General features: G+C 54.8%; 23 protein-coding genes and 1 other annotated feature. Of the genes, 17 read left to right on the plus strand and 6 right to left on the minus strand.

Features of this window, described 5'->3' with window-relative positions:
• Positions 1–30 precede the first annotated feature (30 nt).
• The 10 genes from C7820_RS18775 (at position 31) to C7820_RS18820 (ending at position 10492) form a co-directional block, all read left to right on the plus strand.
• Positions 31–558, plus strand: a complete 528-nt coding sequence (locus C7820_RS18775; protein ID WP_116232313.1) for a PadR family transcriptional regulator — start codon at positions 31–33, stop codon at positions 556–558.
• Between the two features lie 82 nt (positions 559–640).
• Positions 641–876 (plus strand) — a binding site (T-box leader).
• Positions 877–968: 92 nt separating this feature from the next.
• A complete protein-coding gene (locus C7820_RS18780; RefSeq protein WP_076170417.1) occupies positions 969–2531 on the plus strand; it encodes a 2-isopropylmalate synthase in 1563 nt (520 codons plus the stop codon).
• A gap of 75 nt (positions 2532–2606) precedes the next feature.
• Complete coding sequence (locus tag C7820_RS18785; protein WP_116232314.1) at positions 2607–3080, plus strand: YbaK/EbsC family protein; 474 nt, start codon at positions 2607–2609, stop codon at positions 3078–3080.
• A 270-nt stretch (positions 3081–3350) separates the two neighbouring features.
• Entirely contained in the window at positions 3351–4019 is a 669-nt protein-coding gene (locus C7820_RS18790; RefSeq protein ID WP_116232315.1) for a helix-turn-helix transcriptional regulator, read from the plus strand.
• Positions 4020–4373: 354 nt separating this feature from the next.
• Complete coding sequence (locus C7820_RS18795) at positions 4374–5465, plus strand: alanine racemase (RefSeq protein WP_116232316.1); 1092 nt, start codon at positions 4374–4376, stop codon at positions 5463–5465.
• A 26-nt stretch (positions 5466–5491) separates the two neighbouring features.
• Complete coding sequence (locus C7820_RS18800; protein ID WP_116232317.1) at positions 5492–6703, plus strand: M20 family metallopeptidase; 1212 nt, start codon at positions 5492–5494, stop codon at positions 6701–6703.
• Positions 6703–7164, plus strand: coding sequence for a RidA family protein (locus tag C7820_RS18805; RefSeq protein WP_076170412.1), 462 nt, complete (start codon positions 6703–6705; stop codon positions 7162–7164). Before C7820_RS18800 ends, C7820_RS18805 begins: the two co-directional genes overlap by 1 nt.
• Before the next feature lie 146 nt (positions 7165–7310).
• A complete protein-coding gene (locus C7820_RS18810; RefSeq protein ID WP_116232318.1) occupies positions 7311–7541 on the plus strand; it encodes a DUF3311 domain-containing protein in 231 nt (76 codons plus the stop codon).
• Complete coding sequence (locus C7820_RS18815) at positions 7541–9031, plus strand: sodium:solute symporter family protein (protein ID WP_116232319.1); 1491 nt, start codon at positions 7541–7543, stop codon at positions 9029–9031. The genes C7820_RS18810 and C7820_RS18815 overlap by 1 nt, the downstream gene beginning before the upstream one ends.
• A 255-nt stretch (positions 9032–9286) precedes the next feature.
• Positions 9287–10492 (plus strand): acyltransferase, encoded by a 1206-nt coding sequence (locus tag C7820_RS18820; protein ID WP_116232320.1) that lies wholly within the window; start codon positions 9287–9289, stop codon positions 10490–10492.
• A 112-nt stretch (positions 10493–10604) separates the two neighbouring features.
• On the opposite strand, the gene C7820_RS18825 is transcribed toward C7820_RS18820, so the two are convergent.
• Positions 10605–11522 carry an NADP-dependent oxidoreductase gene (locus C7820_RS18825; RefSeq protein WP_116232321.1) on the minus strand — a complete coding sequence of 306 codons (918 nt, stop codon included), beginning with the start codon at positions 11520–11522 and terminating at the stop codon, positions 10605–10607.
• 143 nt (positions 11523–11665) lie between these two features.
• Between C7820_RS18825 and C7820_RS18830 the strand changes: the two genes are divergently transcribed.
• The 4 genes from C7820_RS18830 (at position 11666) to C7820_RS18845 (ending at position 16140) form a co-directional block, all read left to right on the plus strand.
• A complete protein-coding gene (locus C7820_RS18830; RefSeq protein WP_116232322.1) occupies positions 11666–12538 on the plus strand; it encodes a LysR family transcriptional regulator in 873 nt (290 codons plus the stop codon).
• A gap of 113 nt (positions 12539–12651) precedes the next feature.
• Positions 12652–13521, plus strand: a complete 870-nt coding sequence (locus tag C7820_RS18835) for a LysR family transcriptional regulator (RefSeq protein WP_309545762.1) — start codon at positions 12652–12654, stop codon at positions 13519–13521.
• Between the two features lie 221 nt (positions 13522–13742).
• Positions 13743–14642, plus strand: a complete 900-nt coding sequence (locus C7820_RS18840; RefSeq protein WP_116232324.1) for an NAD-dependent epimerase/dehydratase family protein — start codon at positions 13743–13745, stop codon at positions 14640–14642.
• 427 nt (positions 14643–15069) lie between these two features.
• On the plus strand, positions 15070–16140 hold the full coding sequence (locus tag C7820_RS18845; protein ID WP_116232325.1) for a bifunctional 3-deoxy-7-phosphoheptulonate synthase/chorismate mutase: 1071 nt from the start codon (positions 15070–15072) through the stop codon (positions 16138–16140).
• A 139-nt stretch (positions 16141–16279) separates the two neighbouring features.
• Here the strand turns inward: C7820_RS18845 and C7820_RS18850 are convergent, their stop codons facing one another.
• Positions 16280–17125, minus strand: coding sequence for a LysR family transcriptional regulator (locus C7820_RS18850; RefSeq protein ID WP_116232326.1), 846 nt, complete (start codon positions 17123–17125; stop codon positions 16280–16282).
• A 118-nt stretch (positions 17126–17243) separates the two neighbouring features.
• Between C7820_RS18850 and C7820_RS18855 the strand changes: the two genes are divergently transcribed.
• Entirely contained in the window at positions 17244–18365 is a 1122-nt protein-coding gene (locus C7820_RS18855; RefSeq protein WP_116232327.1) for a Gfo/Idh/MocA family protein, read from the plus strand.
• A 136-nt stretch (positions 18366–18501) separates the two neighbouring features.
• On the opposite strand, the gene C7820_RS18860 is transcribed toward C7820_RS18855, so the two are convergent.
• A complete protein-coding gene (locus C7820_RS18860; protein WP_116232328.1) occupies positions 18502–18975 on the minus strand; it encodes a MerR family transcriptional regulator in 474 nt (157 codons plus the stop codon).
• A 159-nt stretch (positions 18976–19134) separates the two neighbouring features.
• Between C7820_RS18860 and C7820_RS18865 the strand changes: the two genes are divergently transcribed.
• On the plus strand, positions 19135–20271 hold the full coding sequence (locus C7820_RS18865; RefSeq protein WP_116232329.1) for an NADH-dependent flavin oxidoreductase: 1137 nt from the start codon (positions 19135–19137) through the stop codon (positions 20269–20271).
• A gap of 156 nt (positions 20272–20427) precedes the next feature.
• Here the strand turns inward: C7820_RS18865 and C7820_RS18870 are convergent, their stop codons facing one another.
• The gene (locus C7820_RS18870; RefSeq protein ID WP_116232330.1) at positions 20428–21288 is read right to left on the minus strand and encodes an SDR family oxidoreductase; all 861 of its coding nucleotides are present in this window, start codon (positions 21286–21288) and stop codon (positions 20428–20430) included.
• Positions 21289–21382: 94 nt separating this feature from the next.
• Between C7820_RS18870 and C7820_RS18875 the strand changes: the two genes are divergently transcribed.
• Complete coding sequence (locus C7820_RS18875) at positions 21383–21826, plus strand: MerR family transcriptional regulator (RefSeq protein ID WP_240913246.1); 444 nt, start codon at positions 21383–21385, stop codon at positions 21824–21826.
• Between the two features lie 84 nt (positions 21827–21910).
• On the opposite strand, the gene C7820_RS18880 is transcribed toward C7820_RS18875, so the two are convergent.
• Positions 21911–22771, minus strand: a complete 861-nt coding sequence (locus tag C7820_RS18880; protein WP_309545763.1) for a DMT family transporter — start codon at positions 22769–22771, stop codon at positions 21911–21913.
• Positions 22772–22793: 22 nt separating this feature from the next.
• Positions 22794–23756, minus strand: coding sequence for a metallophosphoesterase family protein (locus tag C7820_RS18885; RefSeq protein ID WP_116232332.1), 963 nt, complete (start codon positions 23754–23756; stop codon positions 22794–22796).
• Positions 23757–23816: the final 60 nt, after the last annotated feature.

The raw sequence follows: 23816 nt of genomic DNA on the forward strand, positions 1-23816 counted from the left end.
CCCTTTTTTCATATGATGAGGGGGATCGCAATGTCGCTTCAGATCTTTATTCTCGGCTTGCTCAGCGAGGGGGAGCACCATCCGTACGACATCAAGAAACAGGTGTTCAAGCCTCTGGAAAATACGATCACAATCAACGACGGGACGCTGTATTACAATTTTGAGGTTCTGCTGAAAAAGGGCTACATCCGCAAAATCAAAGTCGTCCAATCCGAAAACCGGCCGGAGAAAACGACCTACGGCATTACCGACGAGGGCCGCAGGGCGCTGGAAGAGGAAATTTATGCGGTGTTCCAAAATTTTACGAGCATCACAAGCCTGTATTCATCCCTGTTGTTTCTGGATAAAGTGGACAAGCATAAGCTGGCTTACATTATCGAGGAATCCATCGCCCGGCTGGAGAAAAAAATCCGGCTGATCGAGGAGCGGCCCGGCTTTTCCGAGGTTCCGGACAGGTACCGGGATCCGGCCCTTTTTATTAGCGAGCATGCTTACCAATCCCTGTCGAATGACGCCAACTGGCTCCGGAAGCTGATGGAACATCTCCGTTCTGCTTGACCTCCCGGCTTCAACTTTTTGGAAAATCCAGGGTTGACAAAAGCAAATGGATGCCATAATATAATTAACAATTTCATACCTCATAAAGGTTTCGATTAGAAATAGTAGAAGTGAAGTGACTTTTCAGAGAGCCGCTGGGTGGTGCGAAGCGGTATGGTCGATCATTTCGAACTCGTCTATGAACCGCCACCTGACAATGTAGGGTCTGCCGGAGTTCCACCGTTACAGGGATAGATGGTGATTGCCATCGAAGAAGATCATTTTTGCATTGCTGAAAATGAATTAGAGTGGTACCGCGGGTTAAACCTCGTCTCTAGCGTAGAGACGGGGTTTTTTTGTTGGCCAAATTCCGGGTTTGGCCGGCACCCCTTTAAATATATATAAACTACACTCGTTTGGGAGGAATAGCGATGAACCGCAAAATTATCGTATTGGACACGACGTTACGCGACGGAGAGCAGGTGCCTGGCGCCAAGCTCAACACGCAGCAGAAGGTTGAATTCGCGCAGCAGCTGAAGCGCCTCAATGTAGATATCATCGAGGCGGGCTTCCCTGCGTCGTCGGCGGGGGACTTTCAAGCTGTGCAGGAAATCGTCAGAACCGTGGGGGACAGCGTCTCTGTGACCGCGCTCGCCCGTGCGGTGAAGAGCGACATCGAAAGCGTGTATGAAAGCATCAAGCTGGCGCAAAATCCGTTTATCCATATCGTGCTGGGCACGTCCAACATCCATGTGGAGAAAAAGTTCAGCCGCTCGAAGGACGCCGTCATGCAGATGGGTGTGGATGCGGTCAAATTTGCGAAGACGCTGCTGCCGGAGGTGCAGTACTCCACGGAGGATGCGTCCCGTTCGGAATTCGAGTACCTGTGGCAGACGATCGAAGCGGTGGTCAAAGCCGGCGCGACGATCATCAACGTTCCAGACACGGTAGGCTATGCCGTTCCGGAAGAGTTCGGCGAGCTGATCCGCAAAATTAACGACCGGCTGAAAAACCTGAACGACAAGGTCGTCCTGAGCGTGCACTGCCATAACGACCTGGGGCTGGCCACGGCAAACACGCTGGCCGCCATCAAGAACGGGGCCGAGAAGGTGGAGTGCACCATCAACGGGCTTGGCGAACGCGCCGGCAACACCTCACTCGAGGAAGTGGTGATGGGGCTGAAGGTGCGGGAGAATTATTTTAACTGCCACACCCAGATCCAGCTGAAGGAAATACTGCGCACCTCCCGGCTGCTGACGCATTTGACGGGCCTGGACGTGCAGGTCAACAAGGCGATTACGGGCGAAAACGCCTTTGCCCACTCGTCCGGCATTCATCAGGATGGGCTGCTGAAAGATAAAAACGTGTACGAAATCATGTCGCCGGAGGAAGTCGGGGCTGAGAGCATGGAATTGATCCTGACCGCGCGTTCCGGACGGCATGCGTTCAGAAATGCGGTAGAAAAGATCGGCTTTGACACGAGCAATCCAAACGATTTTGAGGAGCTGTTTGCGAAGTTTCTGCAGCTGGCCGACGCCAAAAAGGAAGTGTACGACCATGACGTATTCTACCTGGTGACCGAGCACCGCAAGATCGATCAGGGAACCAGCCATCTGTATGAGCTGGAATCCTTCCAGGTCGTGACCAACGACCTCGTGCCGACGGCGACCGTCCAGCTGAAAAAAGGCGGCGAAAGCTATACGGACAGCAAGGTCGGGGACGGACCGATCGATGCACTGTACAGCGCGATCAAGGCCTTGGTCGGACTTGACGTGCAGCTGAGGGATTATAAAATCAACAGCCTGTCGCGGGGCAAAGAGGCGATTGGCCGCGTCAACATCCGGCTGGAATACCAGGGCAAAACTTATTCGGGACGGGCGATGGATACCGACATTATCAAGGCGAGCGCGCTGGCGTTCCTTAACGGCATCAACGCCGCCGTACTGGACGCACCGGGCGAGCCGCAGGCGGCTGTGCAGGGCGCAAGCGAGTAAGGAAAGACCGGCGGCAGCTGGACTCAGCCGAATGCGTGTATAGTAATGAACCGTTCCGATAGAAGGGGGGATATCATGGCGTTAAAAGAGAGTGCCGAGCGGGTGCAGAGCCATCTCCGTGATATGGGCTTTGACCATCGGGTAGTGGAACTGCCGGACAGCACTCGCACGGCGGAAGAAGCCGCGGCGGCGATTGGCTGCGAAGTGGCACAAATTGCGAAGTCCATTATTTTCCGTCTGAGCGGTTCCAATGAACCTGTACTTGTTGTAGCAAGCGGCGTAAACCGCGTCAATGAAAAGCTTGTTTCCTCCTCGCTTAACGTCAAGCTGAAGAAGGCTGACGCAGATTTCGTGCGGGAACACACCGGCTTTGTTATCGGAGGTGTAGCGCCGATTGGTCACCTGGAGAGAATCACGACAATCATTGATGAAGACTTGTTGAAATTCGGCACCATTTGGGCGGCGGCCGGTCATCCGAAGGCGGTATTTTCTTGCACCCCGGAGGAGCTCATTGCAATGACTTCCGGACGGGTAATGACCATTCAATAAGGTATGGAGCCGAGGTTGTGGGTACAGCCGGAGACGAACGTATTTATGCGATTGGGAATCAGTTCGGGCTCCGCATTTAAGGTAAACGAATCCAGAAGAAGCAGCAGGATGCGCTGCTTCTTCTGTTCTTATCATTTTTCGTATCGTCCTGCCGCGGATCTGCCGTCATGCCTTGACAAAAGGAACGATTTTGAAGAAACTAGTCGTATATGAAAGTTTTTTTGATATTCAAAATTATTTTTAGACGACAGATTAAAGAGAGTGGGATCTATGGAACATATCAAGGAAGAACTGAATGTGCTGCTGCCTGTGATCCGGGCCATCGCCGCCCAGTTTGGGGAGAAATGCGAAGTGGTGCTTCACGATTTGACGCAAGGGTACGAAAGCACGATCGTGGCGATCGAGAACGGCCACATTACCGGGCGGAAGGTCGGGGACTGCGGCAGCAATCTCGGGTTGGAGGTGCTGCGCGGAACCGTGACGGAGGGAAACCGCTACAACTACATCACCCAGACGAAGGACGGCAAAATATTGCGTTCTTCCTCAACCTACTTCAAGAACAGCAAGGGTGAGACGATCGGGGCGCTCTGCATGAACCTGGATATTTCCGATCTGCTCGTTGCGGAGAATACGATCCGCTCGCTGACGATGCACAGCCTCGATCAGGAAGTGAAAGAGGTATTCGTCAACGACGTGAACGATCTGCTTGATTACCTGCTGCAGGAATGCCAGAAGGAAATCGGCAAGCCGGTCTCGCATATGAGCAAGGAGGACAAGGTGAAGGCGGTGCAGTTTCTGGATATGCGCGGCGCTTTTCTCGTGAAAAAGGCGGGAGATAAAGTATGCCAGTTCCTCGATATTTCCAAGTTTACGCTGTATAACTATCTCGACGAAATTCGGGCGAGCCAGGACAAAGGCATGCCGAAAAACAGGGTATAGCAAGGAGAGGCTGCCCGGGCCATGGCCGTATGGATTTTCGAATAGCCAAGTGACAGACAAGGGCAGAAGGAGCCCGCGCAATCGCATAAACATAAGTGGGGCACGGATGCTGCATAAGAGTAGGCCTGTATTTCGGGCTATACTTTGTCATGAATTGAAAGCGCATTCAGATTTGTGATGAATCATAGAAATGATATTGACAATGCGCAGCGAAGGGATTCATAATGTGAACAATCAAAAAAATATTTTTTTGGTCTAATTATTTTTTTGTAGTTATGAAGTTTGATTGTCTCAGCAGGCCTATCACAAGGGCTTACCCATGACCCAGTCTGTGTCATTCAAGGAGGGAGCAAGATGGTTCAAACCGTATCAACGCCTGTCGTCATCGTCGATTTGGACATTGCCGAGCGCAACATCCGCAATATGGCGGAGGAAGCGAGAAAGGCCGGAATCCGGCATCGTCCCCACATCAAATCGCACAAGTCGGTTTATTTTGCCCGCAAGCAGCTGGAGGCCGGAAGCACCGGCATTACCTGCGCCAAGCTGGGGGAAGCGGAAGTGATGGCTGAAGCGGGGATCGACGATATTTTGATCGCTTTTCCCATCATTGGCGAAGACAAGCAAGAGCGGCTGTATCAGCTGGCACAAAAGGTGAAAGTAACGACGGTCGCCGACAGCGTGGAAGGCGCCACGGCCGTGTCGGAGGTGGGCGAGCGTCTCGGCCGTCGCATACCGCTTTACATCGAGGTGGACGGAGGCATCGGGCGCTGCGGCCGCCAGCCGGGGGAGGACACGCTGCAATTTGCGCGGCGGATCCAAAGCCTGCCGGGGATCGAAATCACCGGACTGCTTTCCTACGCGGGGCAGATTTACGGCGAAGAGAGCCGGGAAGAGATCCGCAGCACGGCACGCCAGGAGGCGGCTACCCTGAAGAATACCGCCGATCTGCTGAGGGAAGCGGGGATCGACGTTCCGGTCGTCAGCGGCGGTTCGTCGCTGTCGTCCAAGTTCGCAGGGGAGCTGGAGGGCGTAACCGAGATCCGCGCCGGAAATTACATATTCCACGACGTGGGCCAATTGTCGATGGGCATGATCACGGTGGACGATTGCGCGCTTCGGGTGATCACGACGGTCGTCAGCGTTCCGGCTCCGGGCCGGGCGATCATCGACGCGGGATCCAAAACGCTCACCACGGACACGATGCCGTTCTCTAAAGGTTTCGGCTACATCGTGGAGCATCCCGACATCGAAATTTTCAAGCTGAATGAAGAGCACGGGTTCCTCAGCTATGATCCGGCTTCCGTATCGCTTCACATCGGCCAGCACCTGACGATTATCCCGAACCATGCCTGCGTCCTTCCGAATCTGTGCGATGAAATCGTCGGCTTCCGCGGAGGAGTGCCGGTCGAGAAGATCCGGATCGACGCGAGGGGCAAGAACAGCTAAGCGGTACAGAGAGGAGGCTGGGATTGATGGGGAAGGACCTTGATTCATTTCACGAGCAGGAGCTGCTGGATATCGTCTGCGGACTGATCCGCATCCCGAGCGAAAATCCGCCGGGGCGCGAAGAGGCGGCCGCCCGGTACGTCTTGCAGCTCCTCCGGGACGAGGGGATCGAAGCAGAGCTGCAGTGGGCCGCGCCGCAGCGGCCGAATGTGGTCGCCCGGTTGAAAGGCACGGCGAAAGGGCCGGTGCTCCTGTACAACGGCCATCTCGACGTTGTCCCGGCCGGGGAAGGCTGGAGCGAGGACCCGTTTGCCGCCGTTGTCCAGGGCGGCGAGTTGATCGGCCGGGGTGCGGCCGATATGAAGTCGGGCGTCGCGGCCATGCTGTACGCGGCCATCCTGCTGCACCGGCGCGGCTGCCCGTTCGCCGGGGAGCTGATCCTGCTCTTCAACGTGGATGAAGAGCGGGAGAATGTCGGCATGCGCCACTTTATGCGCAGCGGCATACACGCCGATTTCGCCGTTATCGGCGAGCCGACCGGGCTCGGCATCTGCACCGCCCATAAAGGCGTCGGCCGCTACCGGATCCGTACGTCGGGCGTTGCCGGCCATGCGGCGAAGGTGCTGGAGCCCGACAACGCCATTCCGAAGATGGCAGCGCTCATCTCGGCGCTGGAGCCGCTTCGAAGCCGCCTCAAAGCGAGCGCCGATCCGCTCCTCGGATACGCGACGCTGAACGTCACGCAGATCAAGGGCGGGACGGCGCCGAACATCGTGCCGCAGCACTGCGAGATCGAGGTCGACCGCCGGGTTATCCCCGGCGAGACGGCGGCGCAGGTGCTGGAGCAGCTGAAGGAGGCGCTAAATGCAGCTGCAGGCACAAGCTCAGGCGCAGGCTTAAATGCCGGAACTGGTGAAGTCCCCTACGAAGTGGACGACTACTTGTTTATACCGGCATCGACCATTCCGCAGGACCATGAGCTTGTGCAGGCGCTGGTGGAGGTCACCGGTAATGTTCTCGGGAACCCGTCTGCCATCGGTATTTTCGAAGCGACCTGCGAGGCGCCGTTTCTGTCCGTTGACTTGGGCATACCGACGGTTATATTCGGACCAGGATCGCTGGACCAAGCCCATGTGAAGGATGAGCGGGTTCCTGTCCGTCAGATCACGGACGCAGCCAAGGTATACATGCAGCTCGCCATGCGGCTGCTTCAACAACAACCATTACAGGAGGAATGATGATGAGCATTCAAGAGAGATTGAAAGAACTGAACATCGAGCTGGAGCCGGTTGGCGAGCCGAAGTTCTCGTACGTTCCCGTAAACCAGGTAGGAAATCTGCTGTACACTTCGGGTCATGATTGCCGCAAGAACGGGGAGCTGATTTTAAAAGGCAAGCTTGGAGAAGAGCTGACGATCGAACAGGGGCAAGAGGCGGCGCGCCGGTGCATTGTGAACATTTTATCGTCGCTGCAGGCCCATCTGGGCAGCTTGGACCGGGTGAAGAAAGTAGTGAAAATGCTCGGCTTCATCCAAAGCGCTCCTGGATTTAAAGATCAGCCTTACGTGCTGAACGGGGCCTCGGATCTGCTGATCGAGGTGTTCGGGGAGAAGGGCAAGCATGCGCGTTCCGCGATCGGGACAAACGAGCTGCCGTTTGATACGCCGGTCGAGGTGGAGATTATTGTAGAGATCGAATAACGGCGGTAGAGCAGACTGCCGGGAGAGCTATTTTTCATACAAAAAAAGGAGGGGGTTCAACCCAATGAACCACCACTCCGGAAAATGATCAGATTATTAATGTAACAGACCGAAGCTTGAAAATCAACGAACCGGAGGATCGAACGATGAAGAGCAAGGTTCCATTATATCTGCTGTCTCTTATTGCATACCTGGGGATGCCGCTCGGCGTCATCTGGATGAATCGGATTTACGAGGAACGCCATGTGTTCGTGCTCGGCATGCCTTTATTGCTGTTCTGGATGGTGCTGTGGATCCTCCTTGGGGTTGGCATCATGCTGCTGGTTCATAGGCTCAATCCGGACAACCTGGAAGAAGAGAAGGAGGCGACGGAGTAATGTCACATCAGGCTATTTCCATCTCGATTATCGGCATTTTTCTAGTTCTGGCGCTGTATCTCGGCATCCGGGCGTCGAAAGGCAAAAAAATGAGCCTCGAAGAATGGTCCGTCGGTGGACGCGGATTCGGGACGGCGTTAATTTTTCTTCTGATGGCGGGCGAGCTGTATACGGTCAACGCCCTGATGGGCATCAGCGGCTGGGCTTTCGGGCGCGGCGGGGCTGCGTTCTATAACATCACGATGCTCAATTTCATCATCGGATACTGGCTGCTGCCGAAGATTTGGAAGTATGGGAAGGAGCATAATCTGATCTCCCAATCCGACTTCTTTATCAAAAAATACAACAGTCCGGCTCTGGGCATTTTCGTGGCGGTCGTCGGCTTCATTTCAATGATTCCTTATCTGATCATCCAGCTGAAGGGGCTGGGGCTGATCATTTCCGAGGCGTCGTACGGCGCCATCTCCCCGACCGCCGCCATCTGGATCGGCGTGATCGCCGTCACGGTCTATGTGATGATTTCGGGCATTCACGGCTCGGCGTGGACCGCCGTCGTCAAGGATATCCTCATCGTGGTGGTCGTCGTGTTCCTCGGTTTGTACCTGCCGATTCACTATTATGGCGGCATCGGGGATATGTTCCGGGCGGTGGAGAACGCCAAGCCCGGTTTCCTCGGCCTGGAGGACAAGGGGTACAGCACGTCCTGGTACGTATCCAGCCTGATTCTGCTGTCCTTCGGATATTACATGTGGCCGCACGGCTTCATCGCTACCTATTCCGGCAAAAATGCGCGCTCCATCCGCAAAAATACGCTTATGCTCCCGCTGTACATGCTGTTTACGCTGTTTGTCCTGTTTATCGGGACGTCGGCGGTACTGCAGGTGGATGGCGTCAGCAACAACGACATCGCCATTTTTGCCATCGTGAAGCAGACGTTCAGCCCCTGGGTCGTCGGTCTCCTTGGCGCAGCCGGGCTGCTGACGGCGATCGTTCCGGGATCGATGCTGCTGATGACGACGGCATCGCTGATCGTCAACAACGTCGTCAAAGCGCTCCGTCCGCGGACGGACGACCGCACGGTCATGAGTTTGGCGCGCTGGCTGGTGCCGGTGGTGGCCGCGGTCGCGCTCATCTTCACGTTCAACAGCGGCTCGGCGATCCTGCTGCTGATGCTGAGCGGGTACGGTTTTGTATCGCAGCTGACGCCGGCGGTGGTCACAAGCTTTATGAAACGGAATCCGTTGAACAAGTACGGCGTGTTTGCCGGAGTGACGGTCGGCGTGCTGATCGTCGCTTATATCAACCTGATCGGCGCCACCATGGGCACCTTTTTCCCTGCGGCCCCGAGCTGGTTCCAGGATTTGAACGTGGGGATCGTGGCGCTGCTCGCCAACATTGTGGTTTCCCTGATCGTCAGCACAGCGACCCGGTCCTTGTCCGCCAGCCGCGGCAGCGCCGCTGCCGAGCGTGCGGCCGTCAAAGGTGCATGAAGGGGTCCCTTAATTTTGATAGGCATTTTTCGTTATACACGGCGCTTCGTGCCGGGAACGTCCAGAAGATGGACTTCCCGGTTTTTTTATATGTATTGGGAGGTTATTAGAACCTGGAAAATCATGAACCTGTACGGGGCAAAAGGAATGACCTTTTGGATGAGATAAAATCTGTTAATTCCGCCTGCTTTAAGGTTCATTTAATATTGACCGGGTATACTGGCCCTGACCAAGAAGAAGGAGGACCTCATGCTCATGGGCAAACCGCGAATCGAAGAATGGACGCAGCTGCGTGGCCTCGCCTTTCTGGCGATCGTGATGCAGCATTCCATTGCCGAGTACATCTACAGGCCCGACATTGTGGCCGCGGATTCCACCATGCTGACGATGATCTACCACCTGACCCGTTTCGGAACGCCGACCTTTGTATTTTTGTCCGCCGTGCTGCTGTTCTACAACTATGGTGAACGGTTTCGGTACGGTCCGTTTATCCGCAAACGGTTCGGGGATGTGTATGTCCCTTTCCTGTGCTGGACGGTGATTTATTGGCTGTATGTCCACGTATTTACCCCATCCTTCTGGCAAAAAGGAGGACAGGACTGGGGAGCGCTGCTGAAAGAGATGTTCGTTCCTCAGACGGGATACCAGCTGTGGTTTATTCTGATGATCTTTCAGTTCTATCTGCTGTTTCCGCTGTTTGCCTGGGCGTTCCGGGCGGCGCGGCGCGTGATCGGTCCTATGGAGGCGAAGAAGCGGGCAGGGGTGCTGTCCGCGATCCTGGGCGGATCTTTTATGATCTACGCTGCTCTGCTGTATCTCTCCTATTACCGGATGGGGAGCTGGGCCGAAGGGCTTGGCGGACCCTGGTCCGTTTTGCTGCAGTATCGCAGCTATTCGTTTGTGATGTACGGTTTTTATTTTGTGGCCGGTGCGGTATGCGCGGCATCCGTTTCCAACTGGCGGAAGTGGTGCACCCGGCTGCTGCCTTGGACCGGACTCCTGTTCCTGGCTATGTACATCAAGCTGGGCTATGACGTGCTGCAGGGGTCGGGCGAGGTCGTGAATTTAAATATATCCACTTACCTGCGGCCATCGACCTTTGTCATCATCGTCGCGCAGATGCTCCTCCTGTACGGGCTGCTCATCATGATGCAGGGGCGGAGCCAGGCTTTCCTGCGGCTGCTGACCTGGATCGGCCGGTATTCGTTCGGCGGGTATCTTGTGCACGCGCTGATCATTTACGTGATCGCCTTTTTTACGCGGCCGATGGATCTGGCCGGCAGCCACGTGTCCTTTACGCTCCTGACCTTTGGCCTGACCGTGCTCGCTTCGCTCGGCATCAGCTACACGCTGTCGCATCTGCCGGGATCGCGCTGGATCATTGGTGCAAAGCGCCGTGACGTGAAGCAGGGCAAGCCGGACGAGACCGGTTTCCGCAAGGAGTCGCCGACGGTGTCTTGATGCCTTGATGACTTGATGAAAGTCCATTAGAACAAACCAATAATGCTTCCCAGCGAAAAAGGGTGCCATCAATCCAATGATCGATGGCACCCTTTTTGATATCGAAGGTAAATTAGACCGAGAGGACGATCTTTCCGCGGCCATGGCCGGATTCGATCTCCCGGTGGGCTTCCCGGGCCTGATCCAGCGGCAGCACTTTGCGGATATGGATGTCGACTTTCCCTTCGTTGTATAAGCGGACAAGCTCGGCAAGGCGTTCTTTGCTTCGCGTGCCGGTCAGCTGCCGGATGCCGAGCGTTTGGGCCTGAACACTGGGGACCATCGCTACAATGCGGCTGGTGTCCTGGACCAGGTCCACCGATGCCTGCAGGGCGATGTCATCCCCGCCGCCGGCATGCAGGGCGGCGTCCACTCCTGCGGGAGCGATGGCGCGTACGCGGGCGGCGAGCCCATCCCCGTAGCCGAGCGGAATGGCGCCCAAACGCCGGAGATGATCGTGATTGGCCTCGCTGGCCGTGCCGATCACCCTGCCGGCGCCCCAGGCCAGCACGAGCTGCACGGCAAAGGTGCCCAGCCCGCCGGCCGCCCCGTGGATCAGCACGGTATCCCCGGGCTGAATCCGGATCGCTTCCAGCGCCATATGGGCGCCCTGTCCGTTGCCGGTAAAACCTCCGGCGGTCTCCCAAGGCATGCCCGCCGGTTTGCGGACCAACTGGTCGCTGCTGACGACGACATATTCGGCATATCCGCCAAACAGCGTAAAGCCGATCACTTCGTCCCCGCGGACGAATTCGCTGACGCCGTCCCCCACCTCGTCGATGATCCCGGCAAATTCATTGCCGGGGATGATCGGAAAAGGGTGGGACTGCGCGTACGGAACGCTTCCGCTGCGGACCTTGGCGTCGATTGGCATGACGCCGGCCGTTTTGACGCGTACCCGGACGGTTCCCGGTCCGGCGGACGGAGCGGGCAGCTCAGTCAGCTGCAGCACATCGGGCGGCCCCAGGCGGTTAAACGTTATGGCTTTCATTGAACTCACTCCTTGACTTATCTGAATTGTAGATCCCATTGATTTCCTTTTCAGGTTATTTTATAATCAGGCTGCGATAAACGGAAATATATATTTAATTATGACTCTATATATTCAAGTATATAGAAAAAGGAGGGAGAGCTATGGAACTGCTGCAGCTTCAATATTTCAGGACGGTCGCCAGGCTGGAACATATGACGAAGGCGTCGCAGGAGCTGCGGATCGCCCAGCCTGCGCTCAGCAAGACGATTTCCCGGCTGGAAGAGGATATCGGCGTTCCGCTGTTTGACAGGCAGGCGGGTAGAATTCGGTTGAATTCCTATGGGAAGGCGTTTCTGACAAAAGCTGAGGAAGCGCTCCGCCTGCTGGAGGAAGGAAAGCGGGAGGTAGCGGATCTTGCCGGGCTGGAGCGCGGGAGCATCCGTCTGGTCACGGCGACGCTGGAGCGGATGACGGGGCCGATCACCGAATTTATATCGGTACATCCGGAAGTGAACTTTCAAATTTCCCAGGCTCCCATCGAGCAGATGAGCGAATTTCTTACCTCGGGTGAGGCCGATCTCGGCTTTACGCCGCTGCCGCTCGACCAAGCGGGATATGCCTATAAGGCGGTGCTGAGCGAGGAATTGTACTTGGCCGTGCCCTCGGCGCATCCGCTTGCCGGCCGCGGTCAGGTTACTTTGAAAGAAGCGGCGGCGGAGCCGTTTATCGGATACCGGGAGGACTTTGTTTTCCAGCAAATCAATGACGGCTTCCTTGAGCAGGCCGGAGCGGCTCCCCGCTACATTTGCCGGGTCGATGAACCGCCTGCGATCCTAAGCCTCGTACGTGCAGGCGTCGGGGTGGCGCTGTCCGGCTGCAAAAAAGGAGATAAAGAAATACCCGGTGTCACTCTAGTGCCCGTGTCCGATCAAGCGTGCCGGCGCCAATATTACCTCGTATGGAGCGAGCAGCGTTATTTGTCGGCCGCCGCATGCGAATTTAGGGACCACGTGGCCGCATATTTTGCTGAGTAGGCGTGGCCTAGGAAAAGTAATTACAGCCGCTGTACTTGCCAGCAAGCAGGAGATGTCTGCAATCTTTGCCGGACGGAAATCAAATAAGGAGCAAAAGGAGGCTTGTGGATTTGGTGGATTTTGAATGGTACCGCAGCTTCTGTGCGATTTATAAGCATCTTTCGCTGTCGGAAGCCGCCAAGAGCCGCATCATGACACAGCCGGCGATGAGCCAGCATCTGGCCGCGCTGGAGGCGGAAGTGGGCGAAGCATTGTTTATTCGAACGTCCAGAAAAATCGTGCCGACGGAGCGGGGGAAAGAGTTGTATTCCCGGGTTGCTCCCTTGATCGAATCGCTGGAATCGACAACGCATGATTTTAAATCGGCATCTTTACCATCGATGGCGGTGACGAAGATCGGGACAGCCCATGAATTTTTTAAAGAAAAGATACTTCCCGCACTTCGAGATTTCCCTACCTGTACGGTCACCCGTTTCGGGACAGCCGATGTCCTGTTGGACGAGTTGAAGGATGAACAGCTGGATATTGTTGTCACGCCAAAAAAATACCCGATCCCAGGCATTGGATTTACGAAATCCATGGTCGAGGAATTTGTCATCATTGCGCCAGCGGCCTTGGACGTTCCGGAAGTGCGGAATCCGGAAGAAGCCGAACGGTGGCTTTCCGCGCAGCCCTGGCTCAGTTACGGCCTGGAGTTGCCGATCATCCGCCGGATCTGGCGGGAGCATTTTCATAAACGCCCGCTGATCCGACCCATTCATGTCATCCCCAATCTGCATATGATTCTGAGCGCGGTCGCGAGTGGGGCAGGAATCAGCGTGGTGCCCACGTATATGCTAACGCATGAGCCTGAATCACCGGGCTATCGAATACTGTGGGAAGAATTGAAAGTAAGCAACGACATTTTCTTGGCTTACCAGCTAAAGCATAAACATGTGCCTCACATTCAGGAAACGTTGTCCCTTCTGCAAGGGGTTGTTTGAGCGCCGCTTTCAAGTGGATGTTCCCTCTTCTATTGATAAATAAATTTATGATGTATTAGATAATTCATAATTTGTTTTCTGGATAAGTCCGTGGTTACAATGGAATAAAGAATCCTCGACCAGCCGTATAGCATGGGGATTTAGGACTGTGATCGTGCCCGGATTCAACCCGTTCGCAGGATCTGGTTCGCAAAAGAATCCAGAGAGATGGGGGAGAGTTGATGAAGATTTTTATCACAGGAGCATCTGGTTATATAGGCGGATCCGTAAGCAAGACGTTTGTAAATCAAGGGCATACCGTCTACGGTTTGGTCCGAAATCCGGACAAGATGGAGCCACTCCGGCAGCTCGGTATTGAACCGGTGCTGGGCACGCTGGACGACGCACAGCTGCTGACAGACTATGCCCAAGCCAGCGATGCGGTCGTGCATACGGCCGACTCGGACCATCATTTTGCGGTTGAAACTTTGATCGCGTCTTTGCGTGGCACCGGCAAGGCGTTCATTCACACCTCCGGTTCCAGCGTGGTGGGAGACGACGCCAGAGGAGATCATCTCAGCAGCCATATTTACGATGAGGAAACGCCCTTTGTCCCGATGGACATCCGGGCCGACCGTGTGAACATTAACAAGCGGGTTCGCCGGGCCGGCGTAGATGAAGATGTAAGAAGCATTGTTATCGTTCCGTCCATGATTTATGGGGATGCGCTTGGGCTCCCGGTCGAAAGTGATCAGCTGCCGCAAATCATCCGCAAATCCCGGGAATGGGGAGCGGGCGTACATGTCGGCAAGGGTGTGAACCGTTGGTCTAATGTGCATATCAGAGATTTGGTGCAGCTCTATGTGCTTGCACTGGAAAAGGCTCCGTCGGCCTCCTATTTCTACGCTTCAGACGGGGAGGAATCCTACGGAGATATTGCCCGGGCGGTGAGTGACGCTTTAGGTTTCGGCGGCAAAACAATCAGCTGGCCGGCAGAAGAGGCGATAGCGGAGCTGGGAGACTGGGCGCGGTTCGCTATTGCCTCCAACAGCCGGGTGCGTTCGGTTCATGCCCGGAATTTGTTAGGCTGGCAGCCCAAGGAAGAGGGACTTCTCAGCTGGATTCGGCATCATTTGAAATGAGGAAAGGCGTTGATTTTTTAATATTTCATTCCATTAACGCGTTACCTTGTGATCTTGCATCCCTTCCACCGATTGTAATACAATGCTTTTAAATTTTAGTTCGAGCTAATTCATAGGACACAAGCTGTGAAGGAAAGAGTAAGCGGAGAAAGCTCCTGCCAGGGACGGTATGCCGATAGACTGGAAGCATCCGAGGGACACTGCCCGCCGAAGTTCATTCCTGAGCCGGTATTTTGATTCCCTGCATGAGGAATGCAGGACGTAGGAATACCCGTTTCCCTTGCGTTAAAAGGTTCAAGTGAGATGTGCAGCCTACACGTGTGCATGTCTAATAAGGGTGGTACCACGACTCCTCGTCCCTTGGCGGACAGGGGTCTTTTTTGTTTGATTTTTATATTTTTTAACACTAGGTGAGGAGAGATGAGAGATGAGTCAAGGGCGCTTGGAGGAACTGCGCAATCAATTGGATGAGGTGAATCTTCAGCTGTTGTCGCTGCTGTCCCAGCGGGCACGGATCGCACAGGAGCTTGGTGTAGAGAAGGAAAAACAGGGCGTGCCGAAATTTGATCCGGTCCGTGAAAAGGAGATGCTCGAGAAACTCGTGGCCAGCAACGAAGGACCGTTCGACCATGAGACGGTTCGGCATCTGTTCAAGCAAATTTTTCAAGCGACGCTGACACTGCAGCAGGTCGATCATAAGAAGCACCTGCTCGTCAGCCGCAAGAAAAAGGCGGAGGATACCGTCATTCAGCTGGGCGATGTGACGATCGGCGGCGGCAAGCCGGTCATGATTGCAGGACCATGCTCGGTTGAGAGCTATGAGCAGGTCCGCACCGTGGCAGCCGCTTTGAAGGAAGCGGGCATCACGGTGATGCGCGGCGGCGCCTTCAAGCCGAGAACCTCGCCTTATGATTTCCAGGGGCTTGGCATCGAAGGCCTGAAAATTCTGAAGGAAGTGGCGAGCGAATTCGGGCTGAAGACGATCAGCGAAATCGTGGATCCGGCTCATATCGAGCTGGCGTGCGATTACATCGACGTCATCCAGATCGGGGCGAGAAACATGCAGAACTTCGAGCTGCTGAAGGCGGCTGGCGACGTCCGGACGCCGATACTGCTCAAGCGCGGGCTGGCAGCGACCATCGACGAATTCGTACACGCGGCCGAGTACATTTTATCCCGGGGCAACACGCAGATCATGCTGATTGAGCGGGGCATCCGCACGTACGAAAAAGCGACGCGCAACACGCTCGACATCTCGGCCGTACCGATTCTGAAGCAGGAAACGCATTTGCCGGTACTGGTCGACGTGACCCATTCCACCGGCCGCAAAGACATCATGGCTCCTTGTGCCAAAGCGGCTCTGGCCGCCGGCGCCGACGGCGTGATGGTCGAGGTGCATCCGGATCCGGCTACGGCGTTGTCCGACGCAGCCCAGCAGTTCAACATTCCGCAGTTCCAGGAATTCTACAACCAGGTTAAAGGTTCGGGACTGCTGTAAGCACCGGAACTTTGCCTGAATAAATGACGTTAGCAAGGCACAATAAAAGCCGGGTCTCCTCTAAAGCTGCATGAGAGGGGATCCGGTTTTTTAGATATTGCAGTCTGTCTGCGATGAGTTTAGACCGATAGGCATTTGTTTATAAAAAATGGCTCGTTTCCACAAAGCTTTTTTCCAACGGGGACATCTCATATCCCGCTCGGGTCACCAAATATTTGTCCACATAGCGGAACGGCTCGGGCAGCTGGGCAAACGCCGAAAATCCGTGCTGTATCACGATGTTTTTGGAAATCAAGGAGATGCCCATCCCAAGAGAGGTCAGCTGAAGGAGGGTGTCCAGAATCCCCACTTCGGTGCTTTCTCCTTTTTCCAGGCCAAGCTCGGCGTAAAGCCGCTCCAGAATCGCAGCGTACAGGCAGTCCCGGGTCAAAATGATCCAGTTCTCCCCGTGGAGGGCGCATTCCAGGCTCTGTCCTCCGGCGAACTTTTTGCCGATGAGCACCATCTCCTCCGAACCCAGTTTTTTGTAACTCAGCTGCGGCGAGTCGGTCCTGCCGATCGTAAAGGCCAAATCGATGTTTCCTTGGAGCAATTCGTGCTCCATCGACTGCGTCGTCCCGGTCTTTAGCGTGACGGACAGATCGGCGTGATTTTCATATAAACGGGTCAGTGCATCCGTGAGCTCTTTGCCAAAGACGGATTGCATGGTGCCGATCCGCAGCTTCATCTCCCTATCGCTCATATCCAGCTCGGTTTCTTCCCATAAAACAAGCATTTTTTTATATTGGCGGTAGAGCTTCCGCCCCTCCGACGTCAGCTCCATGCCTTTGGCACTCCGGATGAAAAGCTGCTGTCCGTAATGGGCTTCGATTTTTTTGATCTTGGCCGTCATGCTGGACTGGAGATGGTTCAGCTTGACGGCTGCGGCCGACAGGCTTTTAAGCTCGGCAACGCTGACAAAGGCTTTCATATTATCGATATCCATGTCGACCTCCCGGGTATCAAAAATGATGATGACTCTATTGATAACATGCATTATTCATGATGTGTTAAACCCAGTATACTGGAACCGTAAAGAATCATAAAGCCAGGAGGGAAGAGAAATGGAGATAAAGGGTACTGAAAAAATACGCACCGGGATCATTGGAGGATCGTTAAACAATCAGTGGGCCAGCAAAACACACATTCCGGCCTTGACGCGAAGCGCAAGCCATGAAATTACAGCCATTGCCACCTCGAATATGGCTAGCGCCCGGGAAAGCGCGGCCAAGCTGGGTGTCGCCCAGGCTTTCGACGACTACCGCGAATTAGTGCGGTCCGGGAATGTAGATCTGGTGGTCGTCAGCGTCAAGGTTCCCCATCATTACGAAATGATCAAGGAGGCCGTCGCCGCGGGGAAACATGTGTACAGCGAATGGCCCCTTACAGTCACGCCGGAAGAGGCGGAGGAATTGGCGGAGCTTGCTTCGGAACAGGGGATTCATCATGCCGTTGGCCTTCAGGCGAGACAGTCGCCTGCGCTGCTGGATGCGAAAAACCGCATCACTCGCGGAGACATCGGCCGGGTATTATCCGCCAGCATGTCGGTGTCTACGCCGGGCAAGGGAGGGTTTACGGAACGGAACAACATTTATTTGCTTCAGGAGAAGTATGGAGCGACCCTGCTGGCAATTAACGGAGGACACTCGCTCGACGCGTTTGGATTTGTGTTGGGAGATCTGAAAGAAGTCTACGCAACCATGCACAGCAATTATTCGGAGGCCAAGGTACTGGGAACCGGGGAGACGGTACCGAAAGATACAGCCGACCAGATTATGGTTCATGGCACGCTCGAGAACGGCGCGTCGGCATCAATCCATATTCAAGGCGGAACCTATCCGAAATTTGAATTGGAGATTCAAGGGGAGAAAGGGGTCATCCGCATTTCCCAGCCCCAATCGCAAGGCCATGTTCAGTTTGGTGGACTGGTGGTCGAGCAGGTGTTGTACCCGTCAGGACATATTGAGGGTTACGGAGATCAGGAACCGTTCCAAAAGGTGTACGACGAGACCGAAGAACCTTCAGTCATCGTGAGTCACGTGATGAAGGCGCATCAGGTCATGGCAGAGGACATTCGTCTAGGGACGTTTCAGGCCCCCGATTTTTACGAAGCTGCCCGCCTGCACCGGCTGCTGGAAACGATCCGGCAGTCTGCCTTAACCGGCAAACGGCTAAGCGTAAACTAATCGGAACAAGCATGGCGGTGTGGCAGGACAGAGATCGAAAAAACGGCGGCAGCGAGGACCGGAAAAAGGTCCTGGGCTGCTGCCTTTTTTTGAACCAAACGTGTGTGCGGCACTTTATGAAGCAGCGCTGCTTGTCTCATCGGATTCGGCGGTTTGCCCGTTTTCGCAGCTGTGGAAAATAGCTCATCTCCTCGACGGAGAGGGGCTTTGCACCGTCCTCCGGGTTTTGGTCCGAATATTCCCCGGTCGGGTACCCATCTTCCAGTCTAACGTCAATGAAATCAACGAGCTGCTGAAGTGAGGAGATTTGCTCGATGATCTGTTCACGGTGGTTTTTTAAAGTCTGGGTCAGCTCAATATATTCGGCTGGATCCGGGTTGCCAGATGCCTTCAGGAAAGGCCTCATGGCCTCCAGTGAAATCCCTGTTTTTTTCAGACAGGATATTAATTTGATTGTATGGATATCCTTCGCGCGGTAGACGCGATGCCCGTTGTCCTTTCTGTCCGGCGGAGGGAGCAGCTTGATTTTTTCATAATAACGGATCGTGTCCTCGGAAAGTCCAGTCAGCTCCGCGGTTTGCTTGATCGTGAACGTTGGCTCGGTCATCATCCTGCACCTCCTGAATTGGAAACTTAAAAGCATTATACATCTTGGAGCCGACTCCAAGTCAAACGGGGTCAGCTGGGCCTTGACTTCGATTCGACTCCAACTTTTACAATGTGCTCTATCAGGGAGACCTATCCCTGACATATGAAGGAGGAGACGCACATGAACCCTAAATATCAGCCTATAATGGAGCCTTATCGTTTCAAAAATGGCGTCGAAGTCAAGAACAGAGTCGTTCTTGCGCCCATGACGATTTCTTATTCCCGGCAAGACGGTACGATATCGGATGATGTCATCGCGTATTATGAAAGCCGTATGAATGGTGTTGGAATGGCAGTCACGGGAAGCGCGATCGTCACATCGAGCGGCATAGTATTCGGAGGAGAGATCGCGGCGGACCATGACGATCGGATCCCAAGCTTGCAGCGCCTGGCTGCAGCCATGAAGAAACGCGGGGCCAAAGCCATTCTGCAAATCTTCCATGGGGGACGCGAAAGTTTGCCAGAGGCGGTACCCAACGGTGAGATCGTAAGTGCGAGTGCGATTGCAAAGGAAGGCCAGAGCGTAATCCCCCGGGCGCTTGAAGAGCAGGAAATTTTAGAGATCATCCGCGCGTTCGGCGCCAGCACCCGGAGGGCGATCGAGGCGGGTTTCGACGGGGTAGAAATTCACGGGGCAAACCGGTTTCTGATCCAACAGTTTTTTTCGCCATACACCAACCGGCGTGATGATCGTTGGGGAGGAGATCTAGACAAGCGTATGGCGTTTCCGCTTGCTGTGGTCGATGAAGTGAACAGAGTAGTAGCTGAACATGCTAAACGGCCGTTTCTCGTAGGATACCGGTTTTCGCCGGAAGAAGAAATGACGCCTGGCATTACGATGGCGGATACACTAAAACTGGTGGATGCCCTCGCCAATAAAAACCTGGATTATTTGCATGTTTCTTTAATGGACTTCTGGTCTAAACCTAGACGTGGAGTAGAGGACAATCGCTCCAGAATGGAGTTAATTGATGAGCTCGCCGGGCAAAGAGTTCCCGTGATCGGTGTAGGATCGATCCGCACACCTGATGAGGCGCTTAGAGCGCTGCAATCCGGAGTCCCGCTTATAGCATTGGGACGTGAGCTGATTATCGACCCGGATTGGGTTGAAAAGGTAACGCAAGGCAGGGAAGACGAAATCCGTACGGAGATCACGTTAGACGATCAAGAAAAACTTGGGATTGCCGATCCGTTATGGCACAAAATCGTCAATACGCCAGGATGGTTTCCGATCGCAGGCCAGGGTGTAACCGGCTAAAACGGGAGTATGGTTATGCGAAAAGCGCGCCTAAGGCGCGCTTTTCTGCTATGACGCTAATCATCCAGCCACAGAACATTTCGGTGAAGTCGAAGTCATTATAGGGGACCCCGAGAAGCCAATTCATAAGCTTAACTTTGGGTACACCCTCCTTTTTTATGCAAAATAATGCCCTTTTTCGAGATCGGCGATTAGTCCGGGCTGCACCGGTTTCCAGTCCAGAAGCTCCCGTGTTGCTTGACTCGCCTGCGCAGTGTTGAACACGCCTGCGATGTCGAATGCCGCAATGGGGCCAAGAAAGCCGAAATGGGCGGCAGCTTCTTCAGGTGTAATGCTGACCGTTGGTACGTTCAATTGCTGCCCGATGACCTCGGCGATCTCGCGGAACGGAATGCCTACATCGCCGACTGCAACCATCTGTGAGCCCGCCGGGGCGAATTCCAGCGCCAGTCGGTACAGGACCGCTGCATCCAGGCGGTGAACCGCCGGCCAGCGGTTCGTTCCATCGCCGATGTAGGCTGAGAACCCCTTCTCCCGGGCGATGTTGATCAGCTTCGGCACGAATGCCCTATCTCCTTCGCCGTGCACGGTCGGTGCAAGCGTGACGATGGATGCCCGAATACCCCGCTCTGCCATGGCGAGCACTGCATCGTCCACGGTATGTCCATTTTCATGAGGGTGACCTGTGGTAATGAACGGCTTCCCGGAGCCTTCGAGCGCCACTCCAATGGCTTGGACAGCCCGCAAATCCAGAGCCAGCGCACCTTCAAAGTTGGAAAAATCGTTGGTGGGTGAACTGAACGCCAGATGAATCACACCGTCCGCTGCCGCGGCGGCGCTGCTTAGCGTATCGAGATCGTCCAGCGTGCTGTACAGCGCTTCAGCTCCCGCCGCCTTTAATCCTGCAGCTTTCTCCTCAGAACAACAAAGACCCGTTACGGTATGCCCCGCGCCGATCAGTTCCCGGACGACCGCAGAACCGACAAACCCTGTTGCTCCTGTAACAAAAACATGCATGATGATATCCTCCTTCATAGGTTGACTGTTTGATCGTGTTAAGCATAAACTATGAAGCGAACTCTAGGGCAAGCGGTCCAAAGGAGAAATGATGATGAGAATTCAGGAACTGGCGGACAAGATGGGATTAACGATCCATACGATCCGCTTTTATGAAAAGGAAGGCTTGCTGGATGATCGGCATGTCCGGAGAGAAAGCAACAATTACCGAAACTATTCTGAAGAGGCTGTCGAGCGGTTGGGGCTCATCAAGAAGTTCCAGTCCATCGGCTGTTCGCTGGCCGAACTGAAGGAAGCTTTGCAGGAATGCGACACCAATATGAGTACCAATCTGGAGATTATAGATTGGATTCGCGGTAAGAAAAAGGAGATCGAAAGCAAGAGGGAAGAATACGATCAAATGCTGGACACCCTTAACAAGATGCTGGAGTACAAGACTCTGCTCATGGACGATCCGCAAAAAGCTCAAGAGATTCAGAGGACTTGGTATACCGGCTCATCCGTAAATAAAAAGCGCGCCCCGGGCGCACTTTTCTGATGTTTATCTGGAGACCAGCCGATTCGCAACCATGTTGGTGCTTGCTATTTTGTTGAGACGCTGAGTCATGTCAGAGTAATACAGTCAGCCCAGCATGCCGATCAGAACAATGCCGCCAAAAATAACGACGGAGCACAGCATCCGCCGCATTCCCTGCTGCTCCTTCAGAAGCAGGACGCCGAGGAAAGTGGCGAAGATGGTGCCGATTTCCCTCAGCGGGCTGATATGGGCCATCGGCGCCTGGGACATGGCGAACAGGAACAGCAGATAAGAGCCCGGGTTTAAAACTGCCCCAAGCAGCAGCGTAGTTTTGTTGGCCTTCCATTCCTCAACAATTTTTCTGGAGGCGATCACGGACGGAGTCAGACCGAGCACAAATCCGATGTTGGTCACCTCCAGCAGCCCGATCGGAGAGACATGCTCCAGATTCAGCTTGTCGACGAAGACATAGCAGGTGGTGCACAGCCCGACGCACAAAGCCATCAGCACGGGCTTCAAGCCTTGGGCCTTTTGCTGCCCGCCGCTGCGGCTGTTGGAGCCGATGCCGCTCAGCACGGCGAATCCGCCGAGCATGCAGAGGATGCCGAGCCAGCCGAAGACGGACAGCGATTCGTTCAGAAAAAGGACGCCGATCACAGGGACGAGCAGCGTGCTGGTGCCCCGCATGATCGGATAGATTTGCGACAGGTCGCCCAGCTCATAAGTTTTCGACAAGAGCCAGGAATAGACGGCCTGGAGCAGCATCGACAGCAGCAGCAGGCCGTAGGAAGCGGAGTTCATCGGATTTTTCCAGAGCTCGGTGATCAGCACCGGCAGCAGCAGAATGGTCGCGACCATCATGATAGACCACAGAAAGACGCTTTTGCTGCGGCTCCGCTTGGTGAACATGCTCCACACGGCATGGGCCATGCCGGAAGCAATTACAAGGACAATCGGTAATAACAAAATGAGTCAGCCCCTTGGTTGTTTAGTTGGTTCCTTGGGTATCGGGTTCATGAATCGGCTGTTCCAGAGCGGCGGACCCGTCTTCCAGCCGGAGCCAGGTATCGAAGTCCTTCTCGCCAAGAGACAGGCGGATGACGCGGGCACCCCGCATAAATCCTTCTTTGCCGTATGTGTTGCAGCCGGTGGCCCGCCCGTAACTCAGGCGGATCCCGTGCAGCGTTCCGCTGTAATCGTTGATATGATCGTGTCCGCAGAACGTGCCGATGACGTCGCCCATTTCGACCAGTGCCGCAAACAGTCCGGAGTTGACCGGAGGGCTGCAGACCCGTTCGTATTTATGTCCATAGCAGACCTGGGTGTCCCATACTTCCTGATATTCGGGAATCGGGATATGGAAGAATGCCAAAGCAGGCAGCTTCTCCGCCTGCCCGCTCGGGTTCAGCCTGGCGGATTCGGCGGCGAGCCAGTTGATTTGGTCCCGCTGGATCCAATTGTACCCGGGAACCTGCTCGAGGTTCGAATAATCCCCGGAATCGAGGAAATACAGGTTGGCGGCCGGACGTCCCTCCGCGTCAATCAGCTCCAGCGTGTAATTGCCCGACCCGCTCAAGTCCCCCGGACCGGGCTCGGTTAACGCGTGCCGGTGCTCCAGCACAGTCTGCATCAGTTCGTCCCGGCTGATCCGGTTTTCCGTATCATGATTGCCAAAGACGACCGCCCACGGGATGCCGCGTTCTTCCATGGCAGCGACCGCATCCCGGAAGGCTTCCCGGGGATGCTCGCATTCTTTATTTCCCGGGGACACGGGTCCGGTATAAATGACGTCTCCGGTGATAACGACTAAATCCGGTTTCTCTGCATCCATGACCCGCTCCATGATCTCACGTGTGCGCTGGTCCTCAGGTCTGCCGTCCATCCAATGCAAATCGGTAAACTGTACAATCGTAAAGGTGCCGTCCTTTCGAAAAGACAAGCTCTTGCTCATCTCACGTGTCCCCCTAGTCATTTTACGTTGATTTAACAAACCACATATATGTGTGTTGTA

Source organism: Paenibacillus sp. VMFN-D1 (assembly GCF_003386155.1).
Classification (GTDB): Bacteria; Bacillota; Bacilli; order Paenibacillales; family Paenibacillaceae; genus Paenibacillus_AQ; species Paenibacillus_AQ favisporus.

What these genes read in the sequence shown, in the direction of transcription:
- C7820_RS18775 (WP_116232313.1), top strand. Translation starts at nt 31, where the DNA reads ATGTCGCTTCAGATCTTTATTCTCGGCTTGCTCAGCGAGGGGGAGCAC.
- C7820_RS18780 (WP_076170417.1), top strand. Translation starts at nt 969, where the DNA reads ATGAACCGCAAAATTATCGTATTGGACACGACGTTACGCGACGGAGAG.
- C7820_RS18785 (WP_116232314.1), top strand. Translation starts at nt 2,607, where the DNA reads ATGGCGTTAAAAGAGAGTGCCGAGCGGGTGCAGAGCCATCTCCGTGAT.
- C7820_RS18790 (WP_116232315.1), top strand. Translation starts at nt 3,351, where the DNA reads ATGGAACATATCAAGGAAGAACTGAATGTGCTGCTGCCTGTGATCCGG.
- C7820_RS18795 (WP_116232316.1), top strand. Translation starts at nt 4,374, where the DNA reads ATGGTTCAAACCGTATCAACGCCTGTCGTCATCGTCGATTTGGACATT.
- C7820_RS18800 (WP_116232317.1), top strand. Translation starts at nt 5,492, where the DNA reads ATGGGGAAGGACCTTGATTCATTTCACGAGCAGGAGCTGCTGGATATC.
- C7820_RS18805 (WP_076170412.1), top strand. Translation starts at nt 6,703, where the DNA reads ATGATGAGCATTCAAGAGAGATTGAAAGAACTGAACATCGAGCTGGAG.
- C7820_RS18810 (WP_116232318.1), top strand. Translation starts at nt 7,311, where the DNA reads ATGAAGAGCAAGGTTCCATTATATCTGCTGTCTCTTATTGCATACCTG.
- C7820_RS18815 (WP_116232319.1), top strand. Translation starts at nt 7,541, where the DNA reads ATGTCACATCAGGCTATTTCCATCTCGATTATCGGCATTTTTCTAGTT.
- C7820_RS18820 (WP_116232320.1), top strand. Translation starts at nt 9,287, where the DNA reads ATGGGCAAACCGCGAATCGAAGAATGGACGCAGCTGCGTGGCCTCGCC.
- C7820_RS18825 (WP_116232321.1), bottom strand. Translation starts at nt 11,522, where the DNA reads ATGAAAGCCATAACGTTTAACCGCCTGGGGCCGCCCGATGTGCTGCAG.
- C7820_RS18830 (WP_116232322.1), top strand. Translation starts at nt 11,666, where the DNA reads ATGGAACTGCTGCAGCTTCAATATTTCAGGACGGTCGCCAGGCTGGAA.
- C7820_RS18840 (WP_116232324.1), top strand. Translation starts at nt 13,743, where the DNA reads ATGAAGATTTTTATCACAGGAGCATCTGGTTATATAGGCGGATCCGTA.
- C7820_RS18845 (WP_116232325.1), top strand. Translation starts at nt 15,070, where the DNA reads ATGAGTCAAGGGCGCTTGGAGGAACTGCGCAATCAATTGGATGAGGTG.
- C7820_RS18850 (WP_116232326.1), bottom strand. Translation starts at nt 17,125, where the DNA reads ATGGATATCGATAATATGAAAGCCTTTGTCAGCGTTGCCGAGCTTAAA.
- C7820_RS18855 (WP_116232327.1), top strand. Translation starts at nt 17,244, where the DNA reads ATGGAGATAAAGGGTACTGAAAAAATACGCACCGGGATCATTGGAGGA.
- C7820_RS18860 (WP_116232328.1), bottom strand. Translation starts at nt 18,975, where the DNA reads ATGATGACCGAGCCAACGTTCACGATCAAGCAAACCGCGGAGCTGACT.
- C7820_RS18865 (WP_116232329.1), top strand. Translation starts at nt 19,135, where the DNA reads ATGAACCCTAAATATCAGCCTATAATGGAGCCTTATCGTTTCAAAAAT.
- C7820_RS18870 (WP_116232330.1), bottom strand. Translation starts at nt 21,288, where the DNA reads ATGCATGTTTTTGTTACAGGAGCAACAGGGTTTGTCGGTTCTGCGGTC.
- C7820_RS18875 (WP_240913246.1), top strand. Translation starts at nt 21,383, where the DNA reads ATGAGAATTCAGGAACTGGCGGACAAGATGGGATTAACGATCCATACG.
- C7820_RS18885 (WP_116232332.1), bottom strand. Translation starts at nt 23,756, where the DNA reads ATGAGCAAGAGCTTGTCTTTTCGAAAGGACGGCACCTTTACGATTGTA.